Annotated in this window: 19 protein-coding genes; 6 read left to right on the top strand and 13 right to left on the bottom strand. The window is 68.7% G+C overall.

Annotated elements, in window-relative coordinates:
• The first annotated feature begins 40 nt into the window (after window positions 1–40).
• The 4 genes from zwf (at window position 41) to ABD255_RS13715 (ending at window position 4,456) form a co-directional block, all read left to right on the top strand.
• A complete protein-coding gene (zwf, locus tag ABD255_RS13700) occupies window positions 41–1,591 on the top strand; it encodes a glucose-6-phosphate dehydrogenase (RefSeq protein ID WP_344213596.1) in 1,551 nt (516 codons plus the stop codon).
• Window positions 1,588–2,808, top strand: a complete 1,221-nt coding sequence (locus ABD255_RS13705; RefSeq protein WP_344213598.1) for a glucose-6-phosphate dehydrogenase assembly protein OpcA — start codon at window positions 1,588–1,590, stop codon at window positions 2,806–2,808. The genes zwf and ABD255_RS13705 overlap by 4 nt, the downstream gene beginning before the upstream one ends.
• A complete protein-coding gene (pgl, locus tag ABD255_RS13710; protein ID WP_344213600.1) occupies window positions 2,805–3,545 on the top strand; it encodes a 6-phosphogluconolactonase in 741 nt (246 codons plus the stop codon). Before ABD255_RS13705 ends, pgl begins: the two co-directional genes overlap by 4 nt.
• A 95-nt stretch (window positions 3,546–3,640) precedes the next feature.
• Window positions 3,641–4,456: an isocitrate lyase/PEP mutase family protein gene (locus ABD255_RS13715; protein WP_344213601.1), complete on the top strand. Its 816-nt coding sequence runs from the start codon at window positions 3,641–3,643 to the stop codon at window positions 4,454–4,456.
• Between the two features lie 57 nt (window positions 4,457–4,513).
• Here the strand turns inward: ABD255_RS13715 and ABD255_RS13720 are convergent, their stop codons facing one another.
• The 10 genes from ABD255_RS13720 to uvrC all read right to left on the bottom strand — a co-directional run bounded on the left by ABD255_RS13720 (window position 4,514) and on the right by uvrC (window position 14,379).
• Window positions 4,514–5,356, bottom strand: coding sequence for a DUF11 domain-containing protein (locus tag ABD255_RS13720; protein ID WP_344213603.1), 843 nt, complete (start codon window positions 5,354–5,356; stop codon window positions 4,514–4,516).
• A 208-nt stretch (window positions 5,357–5,564) separates the two neighbouring features.
• Complete coding sequence (locus tag ABD255_RS13725) at window positions 5,565–5,924, bottom strand: RNA polymerase-binding protein RbpA (protein WP_344213604.1); 360 nt, start codon at window positions 5,922–5,924, stop codon at window positions 5,565–5,567.
• A 16-nt stretch (window positions 5,925–5,940) separates the two neighbouring features.
• Window positions 5,941–6,174: a preprotein translocase subunit SecG gene (gene secG / locus ABD255_RS13730; RefSeq protein ID WP_344213606.1), complete on the bottom strand. Its 234-nt coding sequence runs from the start codon at window positions 6,172–6,174 to the stop codon at window positions 5,941–5,943.
• Window positions 6,171–6,980 carry a triose-phosphate isomerase gene (gene tpiA, locus ABD255_RS13735; RefSeq protein WP_344213608.1) on the bottom strand — a complete coding sequence of 270 codons (810 nt, stop codon included), beginning with the start codon at window positions 6,978–6,980 and terminating at the stop codon, window positions 6,171–6,173. The genes secG and tpiA overlap by 4 nt, the downstream gene beginning before the upstream one ends.
• Before the next feature lie 6 nt (window positions 6,981–6,986).
• Window positions 6,987–8,189 carry a phosphoglycerate kinase gene (locus ABD255_RS13740; RefSeq protein WP_344213610.1) on the bottom strand — a complete coding sequence of 401 codons (1,203 nt, stop codon included), beginning with the start codon at window positions 8,187–8,189 and terminating at the stop codon, window positions 6,987–6,989.
• Between the two features lie 88 nt (window positions 8,190–8,277).
• Window positions 8,278–9,282: a type I glyceraldehyde-3-phosphate dehydrogenase gene (gene gap / locus ABD255_RS13745; RefSeq protein WP_344213611.1), complete on the bottom strand. Its 1,005-nt coding sequence runs from the start codon at window positions 9,280–9,282 to the stop codon at window positions 8,278–8,280.
• 133 nt (window positions 9,283–9,415) lie between these two features.
• Window positions 9,416–10,399, bottom strand: coding sequence for a DNA-binding protein WhiA (whiA, locus tag ABD255_RS13750; RefSeq protein WP_132191256.1), 984 nt, complete (start codon window positions 10,397–10,399; stop codon window positions 9,416–9,418).
• A gap of 142 nt (window positions 10,400–10,541) precedes the next feature.
• Window positions 10,542–11,483 (bottom strand): gluconeogenesis factor YvcK family protein, encoded by a 942-nt coding sequence (locus tag ABD255_RS13755; protein ID WP_344213614.1) that lies wholly within the window; start codon window positions 11,481–11,483, stop codon window positions 10,542–10,544.
• Window positions 11,480–12,346, bottom strand: coding sequence for an RNase adapter RapZ (rapZ, locus tag ABD255_RS13760; protein ID WP_344213616.1), 867 nt, complete (start codon window positions 12,344–12,346; stop codon window positions 11,480–11,482). Before rapZ ends, ABD255_RS13755 begins: the two co-directional genes overlap by 4 nt.
• Window positions 12,346–14,379: an excinuclease ABC subunit UvrC gene (gene uvrC / locus ABD255_RS13765; protein WP_344213618.1), complete on the bottom strand. Its 2,034-nt coding sequence runs from the start codon at window positions 14,377–14,379 to the stop codon at window positions 12,346–12,348. The genes rapZ and uvrC overlap by 1 nt, the downstream gene beginning before the upstream one ends.
• Window positions 14,380–14,475: 96 nt before the next feature.
• Here uvrC and ABD255_RS13770 point away from each other — a divergent pair, with 96 nt between their 5' ends.
• The gene (locus ABD255_RS13770; protein ID WP_344213620.1) at window positions 14,476–14,910 is read left to right on the top strand and encodes a DUF6194 family protein; all 435 of its coding nucleotides are present in this window, start codon (window positions 14,476–14,478) and stop codon (window positions 14,908–14,910) included.
• A 159-nt stretch (window positions 14,911–15,069) separates the two neighbouring features.
• Window positions 15,070–16,350, top strand: coding sequence for a S8 family peptidase (locus tag ABD255_RS13775; RefSeq protein WP_344213622.1), 1,281 nt, complete (start codon window positions 15,070–15,072; stop codon window positions 16,348–16,350).
• Between the two features lie 48 nt (window positions 16,351–16,398).
• Here the strand turns inward: ABD255_RS13775 and ABD255_RS13780 are convergent, their stop codons facing one another.
• The 3 genes from ABD255_RS13780 to uvrA form a co-directional block, all read right to left on the bottom strand.
• On the bottom strand, window positions 16,399–16,929 hold the full coding sequence (locus tag ABD255_RS13780) for a Rieske (2Fe-2S) protein (protein WP_344213624.1): 531 nt from the start codon (window positions 16,927–16,929) through the stop codon (window positions 16,399–16,401).
• Window positions 16,930–17,191: 262 nt separating this feature from the next.
• The gene (locus tag ABD255_RS13785) at window positions 17,192–18,139 is read right to left on the bottom strand and encodes a serine hydrolase domain-containing protein (RefSeq protein ID WP_344213879.1); all 948 of its coding nucleotides are present in this window, start codon (window positions 18,137–18,139) and stop codon (window positions 17,192–17,194) included.
• Window positions 18,136–21,168, bottom strand: a complete 3,033-nt coding sequence (uvrA, locus tag ABD255_RS13790; protein WP_344213626.1) for an excinuclease ABC subunit UvrA — start codon at window positions 21,166–21,168, stop codon at window positions 18,136–18,138. Before uvrA ends, ABD255_RS13785 begins: the two co-directional genes overlap by 4 nt.
• Between the last annotated feature and the right edge of the window lie 96 nt (window positions 21,169–21,264).

Raw genomic sequence — 21,264 nt, forward strand, 5'->3', positions numbered from 1 at the left:
CGTCGTTGCCACGCCTCCTCAGTCCAGGCCAGGAGACGCCATGACCGCAGAGCTCGATGAGGAGTCGGCCGGCCCGGTGAACCCGCTCAGGGATCCCCAGGACCGTCGGCTCCCCCGGATCGCCGGGCCCTGCAGCCTGGTGATCTTCGGTGTCACCGGAGACCTGGCCCGCAAGAAGCTGATGCCGGCCGTGTACGACCTGGCGAACCGGGGCCTGTTGCCGCCCGGTTTCGCGCTGGTCGGCTTCGCCCGGCGCGACTTCAGCAACCAGGACTTCGCCCAGATCGTGCACGACTCGGTCAAGGAGCATGCCCGGACGCCGTTCCGCGAGGAGGTCTGGCAGCAACTGGCCGAGGGGTTCCGGTTCGTGCCGGGCGATCTCACCGACGACGAGGCGTTCAAGCGGCTGCGCGAGACCGTGGACGAACTGGACGTCAACCGCGGTACGGGCGGGAACCACGCGTTCTACCTGTCCATCCCGCCGGGGCTGTTCCCGCAGGTCGTGCAGCAGTTGTCCGAGCACGGCCTGACCGAGGAGCGGCCGGGATCCTGGCGGCGGGTGGTGATCGAGAAGCCGTTCGGTCACGACCTGAAGAGCGCTCGCGAGCTGAACCACGTCGTCGAGTCGGTCTTTCCGCCCGAGGCGGTCTTCCGGATCGACCACTACCTGGGCAAGGAGACCGTCCAGAACATGCTGGCGCTGCGGTTCGCCAACGCCATGTTCGAGCCGGTCTGGAACAGCCACTACGTCGACCACGTGCAGATCACCATGGCCGAGGACATCGGCATCGGCGGCCGCGCCGGGTACTACGACGGCATCGGCGCCGCGCGTGACGTGATCCAGAACCACCTGCTCCAACTGCTCGCGCTGATCGCGATGGAGGAGCCGGTCAGCTTCGACGCGTGGTCGCTGCGCCAGGAGAAGAAGAAGGTGCTGGCGGCCGTCAAGCTGCCGGACCGCCTCGACCTGCACACCGCCCGCGGCCAGTACGCCGCGGGCTGGGCCGGCGGCACCAAGGTCAAGGGTTACCTGCAGGAGGACGGCATCCCCGCGTCGTCGGCGACGGAGACGTTCGCGGCGCTGCGCGTGGACGTGGACACCCGGCGCTGGGCCGGGGTCCCGTTCTACCTGCGCACCGGCAAGCGGCTCGGCCGTCGCGTCACCGAGGTGGCGGTGATGTTCAAGCGCGCGCCGCACCTGCCGTTCACGGCCACGGAGACCGAGGAACTGGGCCAGAACGCCCTGGTGATGCGGATCCAGCCGGACGAGGGCATCACGATGCGGTTCGGCGCCAAGGTGCCCGGCACGATGATGGAGATCCGGGACGTGAACATGGACTTCGCGTACGGCGGCTCCTTCACCGAGTCGTCGCCGGAGGCCTACGAGCGGTTGATCCTGGACGTGCTGCTCGGCGATCCGCCGCTGTTCCCGCAGCACACCGAGGTGGAGCTCGGCTGGAAGATCCTCGACCCGGTGATCAACTACTGGGCCGAGAACGGTCTGCCGGAGCAGTACGCCTCCGGGGCCTGGGGTCCGGACTCCGCCCACCAGATGCTCGCCCGCGACGGACGCGCCTGGAGGCGGCCATGATCATCGACCTCACCGACACGACGTCGAGCGAGATCGCCTCCGCGCTGCTCCGGGCCCGGCGCAACGCCGGGTCGCCCGCGATGGGCATGGTCGGCACGATCGTGGTCGTCGTCGACGAGTCGTCCCACCACGACGCGATGAAGGCCGCGAACGAGGCCGGCCGCGAGCACCCGTCGCGGGTGCTCGTGGCGATCCTGCGGCCCGGCCGCGGCGCGGGTGGCCTCGACGCCGAGGTCCGGGTCGGCGAAGGCATCCCCGGCGAGGCGGTGCTGCTTCGGCTGCACGGCGATCTCGCCAAGGTGCCCGAGTCGGTCATCACCCCGCTCTTGCTGCCGGACTCCCCCGTCATCGTCTGGTGGCCGGGTGGCGGGCCGAAGGTGCCGCACCAGGATCCACTGGGCGCACTGGGACGCCGTCGCGTCACCGACGCGGCCGCGACCCGTCGCGCCCAGGTGGACTTCACCGCGCGGGCCGAGGGCTACGCGCCGGGCGACACGGACTTCGCGTGGGCCCGGTTGACCCCGTGGCGGGCGCTGATGGCCGCCGCGCTGGACCAGTACCCGACGCAGGTCACCGGGGCGGAGGTCGTCTCGGCCAAGGGCAACGCGAGTGCAGACCTGATGGCAGCGTGGCTGCAGTGCCGGCTCGGAGTACCGGTGGAGCAGAAGAACTCGCGTGGGCCGGGCATCACCGCAGTACGGATGTTCACTCCGGCTGGTCCGATCGCACTGACTCGGCCGGATGGGGCTGTGGCGACGTTCAGCATCCCGGGTCAGCCTGACCGGCCGGTGGCGTTGAAGCGGCGGAACACGTCCGAACTGCTGAGCGAGGAGCTGCGGCGGCTGGACCCGGACGACGTGTACGCGCAGACGCTGGCGTGCATGGTCGAGCGGGAGACGATGCCGGCCGAGGCCAAGACGGTCAGTACTGTCGACCGTCGCTCGGCCCAGAAGGCCGCCGAGAAGGCAGCAGCCCGTACTGCGGCGGTCGCGGGCAAGGCGGCGTCGCCGGAGCTCGAGGCCAAGGCGGCCGGGAAGAACCGTGCCGCGAAGAAGGCCGCGCCGGCCAAGACCACGGCGAAGAAGTCGGCAGCCAAGAAGAAGACAACGGCTGCGGGGTCGAGGGCCGGCGGGTCGACGACAGCCAAGAAGTCGACGGCTTCGAAGCGGGTTACGGCGAAGAAGGGCACGAGCAAGAGGGTGGCTGGGCGGTCATGAGTTCGCCCTCGATCCTGGTGAACCGCGACGCCGAGGGCTTGGCCCACGCCGTCGCGGCCAGGTTCATCACCAAGTTGGTGGATGTCCAGAGCAGCGGCGGGGTCGCGCAGGTCGTACTGACCGGCGGCCGCGTCGCGGCGGTGGTCTACCGGGCCGTCGCGGAGTCCCCGGCCCGGAGTGCGATCGACTGGCGCCGGGTCGAGTTCTGGTGGGGAGACGAGCGCTTCCTCCCTGACGGTGATCCGGAGCGCAACGAGACCCAGGCCCGGGACGCGCTGCTGTCCCGAGTCGACGTCGATCCGGATCGGGTCCACCCGATGCCCGCCGACTCAGGTCAGGGCCCGGAGGCAGCCGCCGAAGCCTACGCCGCGACCCTGGCGGCCGCGGCGGGCTCCGGTGACGACCTGCCGACGTTCGACGTACTGATGCTGGGTGTCGGGCCGGACGGTCATGTGGCGTCGCTGTTCCCCGAGCACGAGGGCCTGCAGGTAGAGGATCGACCGGCGATCGCGGTCCACGGCGCTCCCAAACCGCCGCCGACGCGCATCTCGCTGACGTTCCCGATGCTGAACCGCGCCCACGAGGTGTGGTTCGTCGTCTCCGGCGAGGACAAGGCGAAGGCAGTCGGCCTGGCCCTCTCGGGCGCCGCTGACCTCCCCGCTTCTGCGCCGAAGGGCCTCGACCGGACGCTCTGGCTGGTCGACGAGGCCGCCGCGCAGGAGATCAATCACATCTGACCTGCTGCCAGGTCAGGAAGCAACGCCAGCCGGGGTGGAGACCGAGTTTCGTCGTCTGCGGCTCGGCCCACCCCTTGGGCTGACAAGATGAGGGGATGACGTCCTTTCGCGAACTGCACGCCGGATCCTTCGTGATGCCGAACGCCTGGGATGCCGGCAGCGCGGTGATCCTGGCGGAGGCCGGGTTCCCGGCGATCGCGACGACCAGTGCCGGGATCGCGTTCTCGCTGGCCAAGGGCGACCACACGCTCCCGGACGGCGCTCCGTCGGTCTCCCGGGAGACGATGTTCGAGCGGGTCCAGCAGATCACCGAGGCCAGCCAGGTGCCCGTCAACGGCGACCTGGAGGACGGGTACGGCGAACGCCCGGAGGAGGTCGCGACGACCATCCGGATGGCGCTCGAGGCGGGTCTCGCCGGCGGCAACATCGAGGACTTCGACGGCCGCAACCTGTACGACGAAGCCCTGTCGGTGGAGCGGATCGTCGCAGCCCGCGAGGCGGCCGGACCCGATTTCGTCCTGACCGCACGGACCGACGGACAACTGCTGAGTTCCCCCACCTCGCTGGCGGACTCCATCGACCGCGCCAACCGGTACTCCGAAGCCGGCGCCGACTGCCTCTACGTGCCCGGCGTCAACGACCTCGCCACCATCGCCACACTGGTCAAGGAGATCGACGGTCCGCTCAACGTCGTCCTCGGCCTCGGCACCTCAACGCTCACCACGCACGACGTCTTGGCCGCCGGCGTCACCCGCATCAGCCTCGGCGGCAGCATCGCCCGCGCCGCCCTCGCCTTCATCCGCTCGAGCGCCGCCGAACTCGCCACTCAGGGCACCATCACCTTCGCAGCAAACCAGATCCCCCAGGGCGAACTGAACGCCCTCTTCGCCCGCCAACCCACGCAGGCGTGAGCACGGCTCCCCGTCCGCCGGCTGAAGTCTCTCAGCCGGCGGACGGGTGGGGCCGTGTCAGCACCTGACGAGCAGGCCCGTCAATGCGGTGCAGGTGCGGGTTGCCCGGTCGTTGGCCGGGTTCGAGTCGTCCGGCGTACTCTGCGTGCGCTCGGCCGTGGCTACCAGCGACCCCAGCGAAAGCAGCGCGGCATCGGCTGAGAACGATCTGGTGGCTGTGGCGCCAGTGGCCAACGCCGGGACGTCGCACGTCACCGTCCTGGTTCCAGCCACCCGAGTGCAGCCGGATGACGACGCGAACACCAGACCGGCTGGATAGGCTCCGGTCAACCGTACGCCGGTGGCATCAGCCGGCCCGTCGTTCCGTACGGTGATCGTGTAGGTGATCCGCGACGTGAGCAGACCACGTGCCGTGGCGTTCAGTGACACCGCGAGGTCGGTCGCGGCCGGCAGCGGCGGTGCGATCGTGATCACCGGTCCATCCAGGATCTCGAAGGCGTAGTTCTCGCCGATGAACTGATGCTGCAGCGTGAACTGTCCCACCGGAGCATCGTCCTTGAGCCTGAAGGTGAAGACCACGGTCCGGGACTCCCCGCCGGCCACCTCGCCGACCCCACCCCTGACGCTGGTGCCGAGCACATCACACGCGAACGCGCCCGGGCAGGACACCAGTTCGACGATCGTCGGCAGTGAAAGCTCCTTGCCGTACAGCCCCGCCTTGCCGCCGGTGATCGTGAACGCCTGGCTGTTGTGAACCGTCTGGGTGACGGTGAACGTCTCCCCTGGCCGGATCGTGAGCGGACTGACGACGACCGCGCTCGACGGCTCGGCCGCCGTCGCGACCTGCGGCGCGGCCACCAGACTCGCACCGACCATCGCGGTCATCATCGCGGCTCTCACCAGTTTTCCTGCCTGCATGACAAAGCCCCCCATCCCCGTTGGAAACCTGTTCCCCCACCGCCTGCGGCGGTGAACCGAGTATGGGACGCTCCGCCGACCGGCACAACCACGCACCCGGAGCAGACCTGGTCGATCACCGGGAGTAGGCATCGGCTCATGCGGAACGGCCCGGACCGATCGTGGGATCAGTCCGGGCCGTCCGGAGTACTCAGAAGATGATCTCGCCGCGGGCTCGGCGGTCACGGAGCTTCTGGAGGGCCTCGTCCAGGATCTCCGCGGCCTCTTGCTCGCTGCGACGTTCCTTCACGTAGGCCAGGTGGGTCTTGTACGGCTCGATCTTCGGGGGCGGCGGGGGGTTGTTGACGTCGGTGCTGGTCGGTAGACCGCACCTCGGACAGTCCCACGCCTCCGGGATGGCCGCCTCGACGGCGAACACCGTCGCGGTCTCGTGCCCGTTGGCACAGAAGAACACGATGCGCTGCCGGGGCGCGGTGTCGCCGCGCTCCGCCTCGCCCATCGGTCCGGCACCGACCCGGCTGCCACGAATGGCACTACCACCACCAGCCACGGGAGCTACTCCCCTCTCAGCCGAGCTTGTACAGCAGGCCGAGCGCGACGATGGCACAGAACCAGATCAGACCGACGGCGATGGTGATCCGGTCCAGGTTCCGCTCGGCCACCGAGGACCCGCCCAGGCTGGACGAAACCCCGCCACCGAACAGGTCCGACAGACCGCCACCGCGGCCTTTGTGCAGCAGCACGAGCGCCGTGAGGATCAGGCTGCAGATGATGACGACGATCGAGAAAGCGAGAATCACGAGGAGTAGCCTAACTGAAGGTCCAGGTAACGGCAGATACCGGCGAACTCGTCCACCTTGAGGCTTGCTCCACCCACCAGGCAGCCGTCGACATCCGGCTGGGCCATGATGCCACCTGCGCTGCTCATCTTCACCGACCCCCCGTAAAGAATCCGTACCGAGTCGGCCACTGCGGGTGAAACCGTCTCCTCCAGCCGGCCCCGGATCGCGGCGCAGACCTCCTGCGCGTCCTCCGGGGTGGCGACCTCGCCGGTACCGATCGCCCAGACCGGCTCGTACGCGATCACGACCTTGCGGACGTCGTCCGGCTTGAGCCCGGCGAGCGCGCCGTCCAGCTGGGCCAGCGTGTACTCGACCTGCTCGCCGGCCTTGCGGACCTCGAGGCCCTCGCCGACGCAGACGATCGGGGTGATCCCGGCCGCCAGCGCCTTGGTGGCCTTCGCGTTCACCGTCGCGTCGTCCTCGCCGTGGTACTGCCGGCGCTCCGAGTGGCCGGCCAGCACGTAGCTGCAGCCGAGCTTGGTCAGCATCGCGGCGGAGATCTCGCCGGTGTAGGCGCCGTCGTCGTGCACGGAGATGTCCTGCGCGCCGTAGACGATCTTCATCCGGTCGCCGTCGACGAGCGTCTGCACGCTGCGGATGTCGGTGAACGGCGGCAGCACCGCCACCTCGACCCGCTCGAAGTCGTGCTTCTTGTCCTGCAGCGTCCAGCTCAGCTTCTGCAGCAGGTGCACGGCCTCGACGTGGTTGACGTTCATCTTCCAGTTGCCCGCCATCAAAGGCGTGCGGGCAGCGTTCTCACCCATAGGTAGTCAGTCCTCTTCCAGCACAGCGAGACCGGGGAGCTCTTTGCCCTCCAGGTATTCCAGCGACGCACCGCCGCCGGTCGAGATGTGGCCGAACTGGTCGTCGGCGAAGCCGAGCTGCCGTACCGCGGCCGCCGAGTCACCACCGCCGACCACACTGAGTCCGTCCACCTCGGTCAACGCCTGCGCGACGGCCTTGGTTCCACCCGCGAACGCCTCCATCTCGAAGACGCCCATCGGACCGTTCCAGAAGACCGTCTTGGCCGCCGCGATCTCGGCGGCGAAGGCCTTGCCGGAGTCGGGGCCGATGTCCAGGCCCAGCTGGTCGGCCGGGATCGCGTCGGCCGCGACCACGGTGGCGGGGGCGTCGGCCTTGAACTCGGGCGCGACCACGATGTCGGTCGGCAGCACGATCTCGACACCCTTGGCCTTGGCGGTCTCCAGGTATCCCTTGACCACGTCGAGCTGGTCGTCCTCGAGCAGGCTCTTGCCGACCTCGTGGCCCTGGGCCTTGAGGAAGGTGAAGACCATGCCGCCACCGATCAGCAGCTTGTCGGCCTTGGCGAGCAGGTTGTCGATCACCGCGAGCTTGTCGGATACCTTCGCGCCACCCAGTACGACGACGTACGGGCGGTCGGGGCTCTCCGTGAGCTTCTTCAGGACCTCGACCTCCGCCAGCACCAGGCCACCCGCGGCGTGCGGGAGTTTGCCGGCCACGTCGTACACGCTGGCCTGCTTGCGGTGGACCACGCCGAAGCCGTCGCTGACGAACACGTCGGCCAGCCCGGCCAGTTCCTCGGCCAGGGCCTCCCGCTCGGCCTCGTCCTTGCTCTCCTCGCGCGGGTCGAACCGCACGTTCTCGAGCAGCAGCACCTCGCCCTCGTCGAGCTCCTGGACGGCCTCCTGGGCGGAGTCGCCGGTCACGTCGGTGGCGAAGTGCACCTTGATGCCCTCGTCCTGCAGCAGCTCACCGAGCCGCTTGGCCACCGGGGCGAGAGTGAACTCCTGGTTCGGCTTGCCCTTGGGACGGCCGAGGTGCGCGGTCACGATCACCTTCGCGCCGGCCTTCGCCAGTTTCACCAGGGTCGGCACGCTGGCCTTGATCCGGCCGTCGTCGCCGATCTTCTCGCCGTCGATCGGCACGTTCAGGTCGGAGCGCACCAGCACCCGCAGGCCGGCCACGTCACCGAGGTCTTCGATCGTCTTCACAGTTCAGCAATCCTCTGTCGAACGACGCTTGCGCCCGAAGGAGACCACCAGGGCCGCCGTCGGACGCAAGCTGTGGAAAGGATGAACGTCAGAGCGAGGCGCCGACGTAGTTGACCAGGTCGACGAGGCGGTTGGAGTAGCCCCACTCGTTGTCGTACCAGCCGACGACCTTCACCTGGTTGCCGAGCACCTTGGTCAGGCCGGCGTCGAAGATGCAGGAGGCCGGGTCGGTGACGATGTCGGTCGACACGATCGGGTCCTCGGTGTACTTCAGGTAGCCCTTGAGCGCACCCCCGGCAGCGGCCTTGACGGCGGCGTTGACCTCTTCGACCGAGGTCTCCCGGCCGACGGTGATGGTCAGGTCGGTGGCGGAACCGGTCGGCACCGGGACGCGCAGCGCGTAGCCGTCCAGCTTGCCCTTCAGCTCCGGCAGGACCAGGCCGATCGCCTTGGCGGCACCGGTCGAGGTCGGCACGATGTTCAGGGCCGCGGCGCGGGCGCGACGCAGGTCCGGGTGCGGGCCGTCCTGCAGGTTCTGGTCCTGGGTGTAGGCGTGGATGGTGGTCATCAGGCCCTGCTGGATGACGAACTCGTCGTGGATGGCCTTGGCCATCGGCGCCAGGCAGTTCGTGGTGCAGGACGCGTTCGAGATGACCGTGTGCTGGTCGGCGTCGTACAGCTCGTGGTTGACGCCCATCACCACGGTCAGGTCCTCGTTCTTCGCCGGGGCGGAGATGATGACCTTCTTGGCGCCGTTGTCGGCGTGCGTCTTGGCCTTGGTGGCGTCGGTGAAGAAGCCGGTGGACTCGATCACGATGTCCGCGCCCACATCAGACCACTTCAGGTTCGCGGGGTCACGCTCGGCGAACGCCTTGAAGGTGTGGCCACCGACGCTGATGTCGGTGTCGGTGGCGGACACGTCGCCGGGGAAACGGCCCAGGATCGAGTCGTACTTCAGCAGGTGGGCCAGGGTCTGGTTGTCGGTCAAGTCATTGACGGCGACGACCTCGATGTCGGCACCGGACGCCTGCACGGCGCGGAAGAAGTTACGGCCGATCCGGCCGAAGCCGTTGATACCTACGCGTACGGTCACGGGACTACGTCTCCTCAGAACTAGCTTTCGAGCACTGCCGCTACGCCCGAAACACTAGCCCAACAGCCCACTCGATCCACTGGTTACATCCACTTATGACCAGTGAGTCGGCGTCACTACCTGCTGGTATGCCTCAGGCCGGGTCCAGCATGTCAGGCGTGAGGTTGGCCTCGGTGTTCGGGATGTTCAGGTCGGCGGCACGCTTGTCCGCCATCGCCAGCAGCCGCCGGATCCGGCCCGCGACCGCGTCCTTGGTGAGGGCCGGCTCGTGCAACTGGCCGAGCTCCTCGAGGCTGGCCTGCTTGTGCTCCAGCCGCAGTTTTCCCGCCACCTGCAGGTGATCCGGGACGTCGTCGCCGAGAATCTCCAGCGCCCGCTCGACCCGCGCGCCGGCCGCGACGGCCGCCCGGGCCGACCGGCGCAGGTTCGCGTCGTCGAAGTTGGCCAGCCGGTTCGCGGTGGCGCGGACCTCGCGACGCATCCGCCGCTCCTCCCAGGCCAGCACCGACTCGTGCGCGCCGAGCCGGGTCAGCAGGGCGCCGATCGCGTCGCCGTCACGGATGACCACGCGGTCCACATTGCGGACTTCGCGGGCCTTCGAGCCGATCCCGAGCCGCCGGGCGGCACCGACCAGGGCCAGCGCGGCCTCCGGGCCGGGGCAGGTCACCTCGAGCGACGAGGACCGGCCGGGCTCGGTCAGCGAGCCGTGCGCCAGGAACGCGCCACGCCAGGCCGCCACGGCGTCGCAGGAGGCGCCGGAGACGACCGCCGGGGGCAGACCGCGGACCGGGCGGCCGCGGTTGTCCACGAGGCCCGTCTGCCGCGCCAGGGCGTCACCGTCGCGGACCACGCGCACGACGTACTTGGTCTGCTTTCGGATACCGGACGGAGAGATCACCACCACGTCCGACGGGTGCCCGAAGATCTCGGCGATGTCCTTGCGCAGCCGGCGGGCGGCGGCGCCGCTGTCCAACTCGGCCTCCACCACGATCCGGCCGGAGACGAGATGCAGGCCGCCCGCGAAGCGCAGTACGGAGGACACCTCGGCCTTGCGGCAACAGGGTTTCGTGACCTGGATGCTGGTCAGCTCGGACTTCACCTGTGCTGTCATCGCCATGTAGGGAATCCTCCCACTGCTGTCAAAGACCCTCGCCCCACCACCGGTCCAACTGCCCGGCGAGGTCCCGTGTTACGGGCGGGGGCAAACTCGTGTTCGACCAGAAGAGGCTCGTCGACTGAGCTCTCGAAGGTCCGCGGCGCTACTCGAAGATCTCGCGGTAGATCTTGGCCAGTTTGCCAGGGTCGTGGTGGAGGTGCCGGGTGTCGTCGGCGATGTCGGCGATCACCAGGTGGGCGCCGAGCGCGTCCGCGGTACGGCGTAACGACGCCGGGTCCGGCACGTGCCCCTCGTCGGCGAGGACCACGTCGATCCGCAGATCCGGCGCGTGCGCGGCCAGTACCTCGAGGTGCGTCTCCGGGGAGAACCCGTCCGTCTCGCCCTTCTGCTCCCCCAGGTTCAGCGTCAGCAGGCGCCGGGCGCTCGTCTCCTGCAGGCCGCGCGACAAGGCGGGGACCAGCAGGTTCGGGATCACCGAGGTGAACCACGAGCCCGGGCCGACCACCACCCAGTCGGCCTCGGCGATCGCCACCAGCGCCTCCGGGCAGGCCGGCGGATCGGCCGGGTCGAGCGCGACGTCCACCACATGCCCTTCGGTGGTCGCCACCTCGGCCTGGCCGCGGATCTCGGTGATCGCCTCGGGATGCGCCGGATCCAGCCCGAGCACCCGCGCGGTGATGTCCAGCGGGACCGCCGACATCGGCAGCACGCGCCCTTGCGCACCAAGGAGTCTGGCCACCCAGTCGAGTCCGTCGACGGCCTCTCCGAGCAGCTCCCACAGCGCCACGATCAGCAGGTTGCCGACCGCGTGGTCGTGCAGTTCGCCGTCGCTGCGGAACCGATGCTGCAGTACGTCGGCCCAGGTGCGGCCCCACTCGTCGTCGCGGCACAACGCGGCCAGCGCCATCCGCAGATCGCCCGGCGGCAGCACCCCGAGCTCTTGCCGCAGCCGGCCCGAAGAACCTCCGTTGTCAGCGACCGTGACGACAGCGGTCAGCTGGTCCGTCACCTGGCGCAGCGCGGACAGCGAGGCGGCCAGGCCGTGCCCGCCGCCCAGTGCGACGACTCGTGGAGGTCTCGTCACTCCCGCCCCAGATCCCGGTGCACTACCAACGTCGGTGACCCCTTCGCCCGCAGCCGTTTGGCGATCTCCTCGGCCATCGCGACGCTCCGGTGCTTCCCACCGGTGCAGCCGATCGCGACCGTGACGAACCGCTTGCCCTCGTTCAGATAACCGGTCCGCAGGGTGTCCAGCACGTCCACGTAGTTCTGCAGGAACTGCTGGGCCAGCAGATGACCGAGCACGAAGTCTGACACAGGTTTGTCCTGCCCGGTCATCGGGCGCAGATCGGGCTGCCAGTACGGGTTCGGCACGAACCGCATGTCGGCCACCACGTCGGCGTCCACCGGGATGCCGTACTTGAAACCGAACGACACCACGGTCGCCCGCAGCTCGGCGTTCTCCTCGTCACCGAAGCCGTTCACGATCTTCGCGGCGAGCTGGTGGATGTTCAGGTTCGAGGTGTCGATCACCATGTCGGCGCCGGCCCGGATGTCGCCGAGCAGCTCCCGCTCGCGCTGGATCCCGGTCAGCAGCCGGCCCTCGCCCTGCAGCGGGTGCGGCCGGCGGACGCTCTCCTGGCGCCGGACGATGACGTCGTCCGAGGCCTCCAGGAACAGCGTCACCGGCCGGTAGCCCTTTGTCCGCAGATCCTGGATCGCGGCGCCGAGCTCGTCGAAGAACATCCCGGTCCGCACGTCCACCACGATCGCCAGCCGCGGCGACGCCCCGGTGCCGACCACCTGCTCCACGATCGTGGTCAGGAACATCGGCGGCAGGTTGTCGACCACGAACCAGCCGAGATCCTCCAGCACGTCCGCGACCGAGCTCCGTCCCGCGCCGGACATGCCCGACACGATGATGAGGTTGCCGCTCGACTCGTCCATCAGTTCTCTGTTCTCCCCGTTCGATCCCCGTCGGGCGCGCCGGAAAGCTCCGGCACGTCATCGTCCAGTATCTCGCCGGTCGCGGTGTTGACCGACGGCGCCCGACCCGTGTCGGCCTGCGTTGCCGCGGAGTTCACCGCCAGGACGACGGACTCCGCTGTCCGGCGGCCGAAACCGGGCAGCTCGGCCACCTGGTCGATCGACGCCTGGCGCAGCTTCTTCAGCGAGCCGAAATGCTTCAGCAGCGTCTTGCGCCGTACGTCGCCGAGGCCCGGGACCTCGTCGAGCACGCTCTCCACCATCGACTTGGACCGGCGGTTGCGGTGGTGCGTGATCGCGAACCGGTGGGCCTCGTCGCGAAGGCGCTGCAGCAGGTACAGGCCTTCCGAAGTACGGGAGAAGATGACCGGGTCCTCGTCGTCGGGAAGCCAGACCTCCTCCAGCCGCTTGGCCAGACCGACGACCGGGATGTCGCCCAGGCCGAGCTCGTCCATCGCCTGCCGGGCCGCGGCGACCTGGGGCGGACCACCGTCGACCACGACCAGCCCCGGCGTGTAGGCGAACTTCTTCGCCCGGCCGGTCTCCGGATCGACCAGGTACGCCGTCGGGTCCTCGCCCGCGGGGATGTCGGCGCGGTCCTCCAGCATCCGCTTGAACCGCCGGGTCAGCACCTCCGCGATCGAGGCGACGTCGTTCTGCCCGTCGACGCCCTTGATCACGAACCGCCGGTACTCGCTCTTGCGCGGCAGGCCGTCCTCGAAGACCACCATCGAGGCGACCACCTCGGTGCCCTGCAGGTTCGAGACGTCGTAGCACTCCATCCGCAACGGCGCCTCGGGCAGGTCGAGCGCGGCCTGGATCTCCTCCAGCGCGAGGTTGCGGGTGGTCAGATCGCTGGCCCGCTTGGTCTTGTGCATTGTCAGCGTCTGCAGCGCGTTGCGCTCGACGGTCGCCATCAGGTCCTTCTTGTCGCCGCGCTGCGGGACCCGGATCGCGACCCGCGAACCACGCAGCTCCGACAGCCACTCGATCAGCGCCGCCTCCCCCGCGGGCAGCCTCGGCACCAGGATCTCCCGCGGGATGGCATCGGAGGTCTCACCGGCGTAGGTCTGCTGGATGAACCGCTCGACCAGGTCGGCCGTGGTCGCGTCGCCGTCCGCCTTGTCGGCGATCCAGCCGCGCTGACCGCGGATCCGGCCGCCGCGCACATAAAAGATCTGGACCGCGACCTCCAGCGGGTCCTCCGACAACGCGATCACGTCGGTGTCGGTGCCGTCGCCGAGAACCACCGCGTTCTTCGCCAGGGCCTTGTCCAGCGCACTCAGGTCGTCGCGGATCTTGGCGGCCTTCTCGTACTCGAGCTCGGCGGCGGCCGCCCGCATCTCCTTCTCCAGCCGGCGCACGTACGTCGAGGTCTGGCCGGACAGGAACGCGGAGAAGTCCTCGACGATCTTGAGGTGCTCCTCCTGGCTGACCTGGCCGGTGCAGGGCGCGGCGCACTTGCCGATGTAGCCGAGCAGGCAGGGACGGCCGATCTGGCGGTGCCGGTTGAACACCCCCTTGCTGCACGACCGCATCGGGAACACCCGGAGCAGCAGGTCGACGGTCTCGCGGATCGCCCAGGCGTGGCTGTACGGGCCGAAGTACCGGACGCCCTTCTTCTTCGGGCCGCGGCCGACCATCACCCGCGGGTACTCCTCGTTGAGGGTGATCGCCAGCCACGGGTACGACTTGTCGTCGCGGTACTTCACGTTGAAGCGCGGGTCGTACTCCTTGATCCAGGAGTACTCCAGTTGCAGCGACTCGACCTCGTTGGCCACCACGGTCCAGTCGACCTTGGCCGCGGTGGTGACCATCGTCTGGGTCCGCGGGTGCAGATTGACCAGATCCTGGAAGTACGACGACAGCCGGGCGCGCAGGTTCTTCGCCTTGCCGACGTAGATCACCCGGCCGCCGGCGTCGCTGAAGCGGTACACCCCGGGCGAATCGGGTATGGACCCCGGAGCCGGTCGGTAGGAGGAAGGATCAGCCACCTGAACACCCTAGTTCGCCGTACCGACAAGCCCGTCCGGGCCAGGGCTGGTTCCGGCAAAAGTCTCAATGGGTGCTTCAATGACACACTTGAAGGCATGGATGATCTCGAGATCGGCCGGCGACTGGCGGCCACGTTTCCCGGTGTCAACGTGCTGGTGGCGAACGGCGACAGCTTCTTCATCTACGACCCGGACCGCGACCTGCCCCCGCAACGGCAGATGCCTTTCCTCACCATCGTCACCTCGGACAGCTACGACAAGGACTCCCAACTGGATCGCCCGGGGGTCTACCGGCTCAACGTCGGCCTGACCAAGACCACCTACACCTCTTTGTTCGGCGATGCCGCTGCCGAGTGGGACTACGCGGCGATCGACACGGTGATGCCGCATCCGGTGTACGCGCCGCAGTACTGGGTCTGTGTGCTGAATCCGTCCGAAGCCACGTTGGGCGAGATCGGCCCACTCCTGACGGAGGCCTACGACTTCGCCGTTCGCAAGTACACGAACCAGCGGCAGCGCCACGACTCCTGACTTTGCGATCCGGCGAAGGTTCTGTTGCGGCTCGGCACACAGCGCAGGTCTGAGCGTCCGCGGGATGGTCGCTGTCCGTAGCTTGACCCTCAGGTTGACGTTCAGGATCCGGAGCGTGCGGCGGCCAGCCCACGCTGACCCGAGGGAGTGTTGCGCCTAGTGACCACACGCCGCCGGTTTGCCATCGGTACCGCCGCAGCAGCCGCGCTCGCTCTCGTCGTCACCACTCCGGTCAGCCAAGCGCGGGACATGGACCCGGCCTCGGCCGACGTCTGGATCCGCGGCGCCGGGAGTCCCACCGCGATCCCCGGCACCTACCTCGTCGTGCTCACCGGGGAACAGTCCGCCGCGGCGACCCGCGTCACCACCCGCAGCCTGGCGAAGTCGTACGACGCGACGGTGCGCAGGCAGTTCAGCGCCTCGATCCAGGGGTTCTCGGCAAGCATGACCGAGGAGAAGGCCAAGGAGATGGCGGCCGATCCCCGGGTCGCGTTCGTCCAGCAGAACCAGAGGATCACCGCGAATCAGGACAACCCGCCCTGGGGTCTGGATCGGACCGACCAGCGTGATTTGCCGCTGAACCAGAAGTTCGAGCCTACGGCGACGGCCGAGAACGTCAGCGTCTACGTGATCGACACCGGCATCTACCCGACCCACCAGGAATTCGCGGATCGGGCGACGGTTGGCACCGACACCATCGGCGACGGGCAGAACGGGATCGACTGCATGGGGCACGGCAGTCATGTGGCCGGGACCGTTGCGGGTACGACCGTCGGTCTGGCCAAGGCGGCGAAGATCTTCGGGGTCCGGGTGCTCGACTGCGCCGGGTCGGGATCGTCGGAGTCTGTTGTCGGCGGCATCGAGTGGGTGACGGCCAACGCGAAGAAGCCGGCGGTCGCGAACATGAGCTTGGGTGGTGGGGCTGACGAGGCTCTGGACACTGCTCTGCGCGCCTCGGTCGCGTCCGGAGTCAGTTATGCCGTTGCTGCTGGCAATGAAAGCTTCGACGCCTGCAACGGGTCGCCGGCCAAGGAGCCGGTGGCGATCACGGTGGGGGCCACCGACGAGCACGACGTTCGGGCGAACTTCTCCAACTGGGGACGGTGCGTTGACCTGTTCGCGCCCGGGGTGGACGTCGAGTCGGTCGCCATCGGCGGCACGGACGCGAAGGCCAGGATGAGTGGGACGTCGATGGCGGCACCGCATGTCGCTGGGGTGATCGCGCTTTATCTGAGCGAGCATCCGGAGGCGAAGCCGGCCGAGGTGACTGCCGCGCTGCTTGATGCTTCGACGTTGGACAAGGTGACCAACCTTGGGACGGACTCGCCGAACAAACTCTTGTTCGGCGGCGAGACCGACCCGGTCACTCCCACGCCCACCCCGAGCCCGACCCCCAGCCCGAGCCCGACGCCCAGCACGCCCACCCCGAGCCGCCGTTGAGGATGTCCGCGGTGAGGCCCGGCCCCGTGGGCCGGGCCTCACGTCTGGTCAGGCCGAGCCGACGATGTTTCCGCCCTGCACGGTCACGGTGACCGCCGCGAGGGGCGAGGTCGCCGGGCCCCCGAGGACGCTGCCGTCGGTGGCGCTGAACTTGCTGCCGTGGCACGGGCAGTTGATGGTGTTGTTCTCGATCGTCCGAACGATGCAGCCCGCGTGCGTACAGACCGCGGTGAAGCCCTTGAACTCACCGGCGGTCGGCTGAGTGACCACCACCTTGTCGAAGACCTTCCCGCCTCCGACGGGCACGTCCGCCACCGCTCCGATCACCGGTCCGCCGCTGCTCGGCGTACCGGCGGACGACGGAGCCGAGGACGGCGCCGAGGTGGGAGTCGTGCCGGGCGCGGAACTGGACCCCGAGGCCGATGGCGTGCCGCCGGCCTCGTCGCCGCCACCGCACGCGGCGAGCAACGGCACGCTGACGCCCGCGAGACCGGCGACCGCGGCACCGCGGAGCACCGCCCGCCGGTCACGCAAGGTGTCGATCGCCCGGGCGAGTTCTGCCGTTTTGTCGTCGCTCATGAATCTGGACCTCCAAGAGCCTGCAGGGGAAATAGTTGAACGCTCTGCTATCTGTTTTGTACCCGACGCGGCCAAATCCGGCCATACCTGGACAAACGACCGGATCACGTGAACGGTTCAGTCGCCTGCACAAGTTCTCAGCCGGTGGTCCGGCTGACCAGTCCGACCGCCGCGCCGTCAGCAGCACACCGCCGGTCAACGCGCCGGTCAACGCGATCAGCAGGGCCGCCGCACGGGCGATCGCCGCAACGATGTGGGTAATTCAGCGCACGCCCGCAGCACGGAACCAGGCGGATGCCGCGTCGGTGATCGCGAGCCCGGCGTCACCGTTCGTGAACACCACGAGGGCCTCACCGGCCGATGGCGTGACCAGTACCAGGTGCTTGAAGCCGGGGTTGTCGCCGTTCTGCCAGAGCACCTGCTGCCCGTCGGAGCGGGACCACCATCCCCAACCAAGGGTCCGTCCGCCCTCGCGCCCTTCGGAGTACGGGCGCGTCATCGACTCCCGTACTGCGGCTGCCGCGTCGCCCCAGAACGTGCTCGTCACGAAGCGGACGTAGTCGTCCAGGCAGGTATCCAGGTTGCCGTAAGCACCGAGCTTGACCCGCGGCACAGCAGGCAGCGGATTCCCCGCCGGGTCGTGCGCGACGGCTCGGTCCGGGTCCGGGTGGTCCACAAACGAACTGCGCGTCATTCCCAGCCGGCGCAGCAGACCCTCCAACTCAGCAAGGACTTGAGGAGCGCCACGGCGGTTCTGCAAAGCCTTGAGGAGGAGCTGGAATCCCTCGCCGGAATAGCCGAACGTCTCCCCCGGCGTCGCGTCCAGGCGAAGGAGCGAGCCGTCCGGGCGCCAGTTCGGGAAGCCGGTGTGGTGGGACAGCACCATCGCCGGAGTGAGCAACCGCAGGCGGGGGTCGGGTGCCGCACCGAACTCGGCGAAGTCGACCTGGGCAGCGAGAGGCTCTTCCAGCTCCAGATCTCCCGCCGCGGCAAGTTCCAGGACATACCGCGCGAAGAACGGTTTGGTCAACGACGCGGCGTCGAAAGTCGTTGCCTCGGACACGCTTGTGGAGCCGCTGGAGACTCCCAGGCAGACCTTCTCCTGAGCGCGCCCCTGATCGGTCAGGAACGCCACGGCAGCACCGGGCGCTCCTGACCGACGCCAGGAATCTTCCAGCCGGCCGAGGCCGGCTGGACTCCTGCCGGCTATCCGGCCGCTCGCTTTGCTACGACCTTCTTGGCCGGAGCCTTCTTCGCGGCGGCGGTCTTCTTCACCGGCGCCTTCTTGGCGGCGGCCTTCTTCACCACCACACCGTTCTTCGCCGCAGCGCGGGTCGTCGTACCGGTGGACGACTTCGCCGCGGCGGCGAGCTTCTTCGCGCTCGGCTTGGCCGCGCGGCCGTGCAGGATCTCGGCGAGGAACTCGCCGGTGTACGACCCCGGATTCGCCGCGACCTCCTCCGGCGTGCCCTCCGCGACCAGCGTGCCACCGCGGCGGCCGCCGTCGGGGCCGAGGTCGACGATCCAGTCGGCGGTCTTGATCACGTCGAGGTTGTGCTCGATCACCAGCACCGAGTTGCCCTTGTCCACCAGGCTGCCGAGCACGCCCAGCAGCTTGCGGATGTCCTCGAAGTGCAGACCTGTGGTCGGCTCGTCCAGCACGTACACCGTGCGCCCGGTCGACCGCTTCTGCAGCTCCGACGCCAGCTTGACCCGCTGCGCCTCACCACCGGACAGCGTCGGCGCGGGCTGGCCGAGCCGGACATACCCGAGCCCGACCTCGTTCAGCGTGGTCAGGTGCCGGGAGATCGCCGGGATCGCCGCGAAGAACTCCGCGGCCTCCTCGATCGGCATGTCCAGGATGTCCGCGACCGTCTTGCCCTTGTAGTGCACCTCGAGCGTCTCCCGGTTGTACCGGGCGCCGTGGCAGACCTCGCAGGGGACGTAGACGTCCGGCAGGAAGTTCATCTCGATCTTCAGCGTGCCGTCACCCGAGCAGGCCTCGCAGCGGCCGCCCTTGACGTTGAAGGAGAACCGGCCCTGCTGGTACCCGCGGACCTTCGCCTCCGGCGTCTCCGCGAACAGCTTGCGGACGTGGTCCCACACTCCTGTGTACGTCGCCGGGTTCGACCTCGGTGTCCGGCCGATCGGTGACTGGTCGACGTGGATCACCTTGTCGACCAGTTCCATCCCGGAGATCTTCGTGTGCCGGCCGGGAATCGTCCGGGCGCCGTAGATCTGCCGCGCGAGCGACGTGTAGAGGATGTCGTTCACCAGCGTCGACTTGCCCGAGCCCGAGACCCCGGTGACGGCGACGAAGACCCCGAGCGGGATCGTCACGTCGATGTCCTTGAGGTTGTGCTCGCGCGCGCCGAACACCTTCAGCTCGCGGCCCTCCGTCAGCGGCCGCCGGACCGGCGGGATCGGGATCTCCCGACGGCCCGAGATGTACGCGCCGGTGATCGAGTCCGGGTGGTTGCGCAGGTCCTCGACCGTGCCGGAGACGACCACCTGGCCGCCGTGCTCGCCCGCGCCCGGGCCGATGTCGACCACCCAGTCGGCGTGGTCGATGGTGTCCTCGTCGTGCTCGACGACGATCAGTGTGTTGCCCAGGTTCTTCAGCCGGACCAGGGTGTCGATCAGCCGCCGGTTGTCCCGCTGGTGCAGACCGATCGACGGCTCGTCCAGCACGTAGAGCACGCCGACCAGGCCGGAGCCGATCTGGGTGGCGAGCCGGATCCGCTGCGCCTCGCCGCCGGACAGCGAGCCCGCCGGCCGGTTCAGTGCCAGGTAGTCCAGGCCGACGTCGAGCAGGAACTGCAGCCGCTCGCCGATCTCCTTGACCACCCGCTCGGCGATCTGCTTCTCCCGCGGCGACAGCTCCATGTCGGCGAGGAACGCGTGCACCTCGTCGATCGACATGGCGCCGATCTCGGCGATGTTCTTGCCGCCCATCGTGACCGCGAGCGAGATCGGCTTCAGCCGGGCGCCGTTGCAGGCCAGGCAGGGCACCTCGCGCATGTACCCTTCGAAGCGCTCCCGGCTGGTGTCGCTGGCCGCCTCGGCGTGCCGGCGCTCGACGTACGGGATGACGCCTTCGAAGGTGGTGTAGTACGACCGCTCGCGGCCGTAGCGGTTCTTGTACGAGACGTGGACCTGCTTGTCGTGCCCGGTCAGCAGCGACTTCTTCGCCTTGGCCGGGAGCTCCCCGAACGGCGTGCTGGTCTTGATCTTCAGGTCGTTGGCCAGCGCGCCGAGCAGCCGCTCGAAGTACTGCGAGACGTTGGCTCCCGACCACGGCTGGATCGCGCCCTCGTCGAGCGACTTCGACGGGTCCGGGACCAGCAGTTCGGGGTCGACCTCCATCCGGGTGCCGAGCCCGGAGCAAACCGGGCAGGCGCCGTACGGCGAGTTGAACGAGAACGAGCGCGGCTCCAGTTCGTCGATCGCCAGCGGGTGGTCGTTCGGGCAGGCGAGCTTCTCGGAGAACCGGCGCTCGCGGTGCGCGTCGTCCTCCGGCAGGTCGACGAAGTCGAGCGTGACGATGCCACCGGACAGGCCGAGCGCGGTCTCCACCGAGTCGGTCAGCCGCTGCTTCGCGGAACCCTTGACCGCGAGCCGGTCGACCACCACGTCGATGGTGTGCTTCTTCTGCTTGTCCAGCTTCGGCGGCTCGGTCAGCTGGATCGTCTCGCCGTCCACCCGTGCCCGCGAGAAGCCCTGGCCGGTGAGCTGGCGGAAGAGGTCGAGGTACTCCCCCTTGCGGCCGCGGATCACCGGCGCGAGCACCTGGAAGCGGGTGCCCTCGTCCAGATCGAGGACGCGGTCGACGATCTGCTGCGGGGTCTGCCGGCTGATCGCCTCGCCGCACTCGGGACAGTGCGGCCGGCCCGCGCGGGCGAACAGCAGCCGGAGATAGTCGTAGACCTCGGTGATCGTGCCGACGGTCGAGCGCGGGTTCTTCGAGGTGGACTTCTGGTCGATCGAGACGGCCGGCGACAGGCCCTCGATGAAGTCCACGTCCGGTTTGTCCATCTGACCGAGGAACTGCCGGGCGTACGCCGAGAGCGACTCGACGTAGCGCCGCTGGCCCTCGGCGAAGATCGTGTCGAAGGCCAGGCTGGACTTGCCGGACCCGGACAGTCCGGTGAAGACGATCATGGCGTCGCGCGGCAGGTCGAGCGAGACGTCCTTCAGGTTGTGCTCACGCGCTCCACGCACGATCAGACGGTCAGACACAAGCTCACTCTCAGCCGTTCTCGAGGGTTTCGTGGCCGTCCGGGTGCCCACTCAGGGGCCTCCGGACACGCTCTGGGGACATGCCCGATCATGCTA

It is taken from the genome of Kribbella sancticallisti (genome assembly GCF_039530625.1).
Lineage (GTDB): Bacteria > Actinomycetota > Actinomycetes > Propionibacteriales > Kribbellaceae > Kribbella > Kribbella sancticallisti.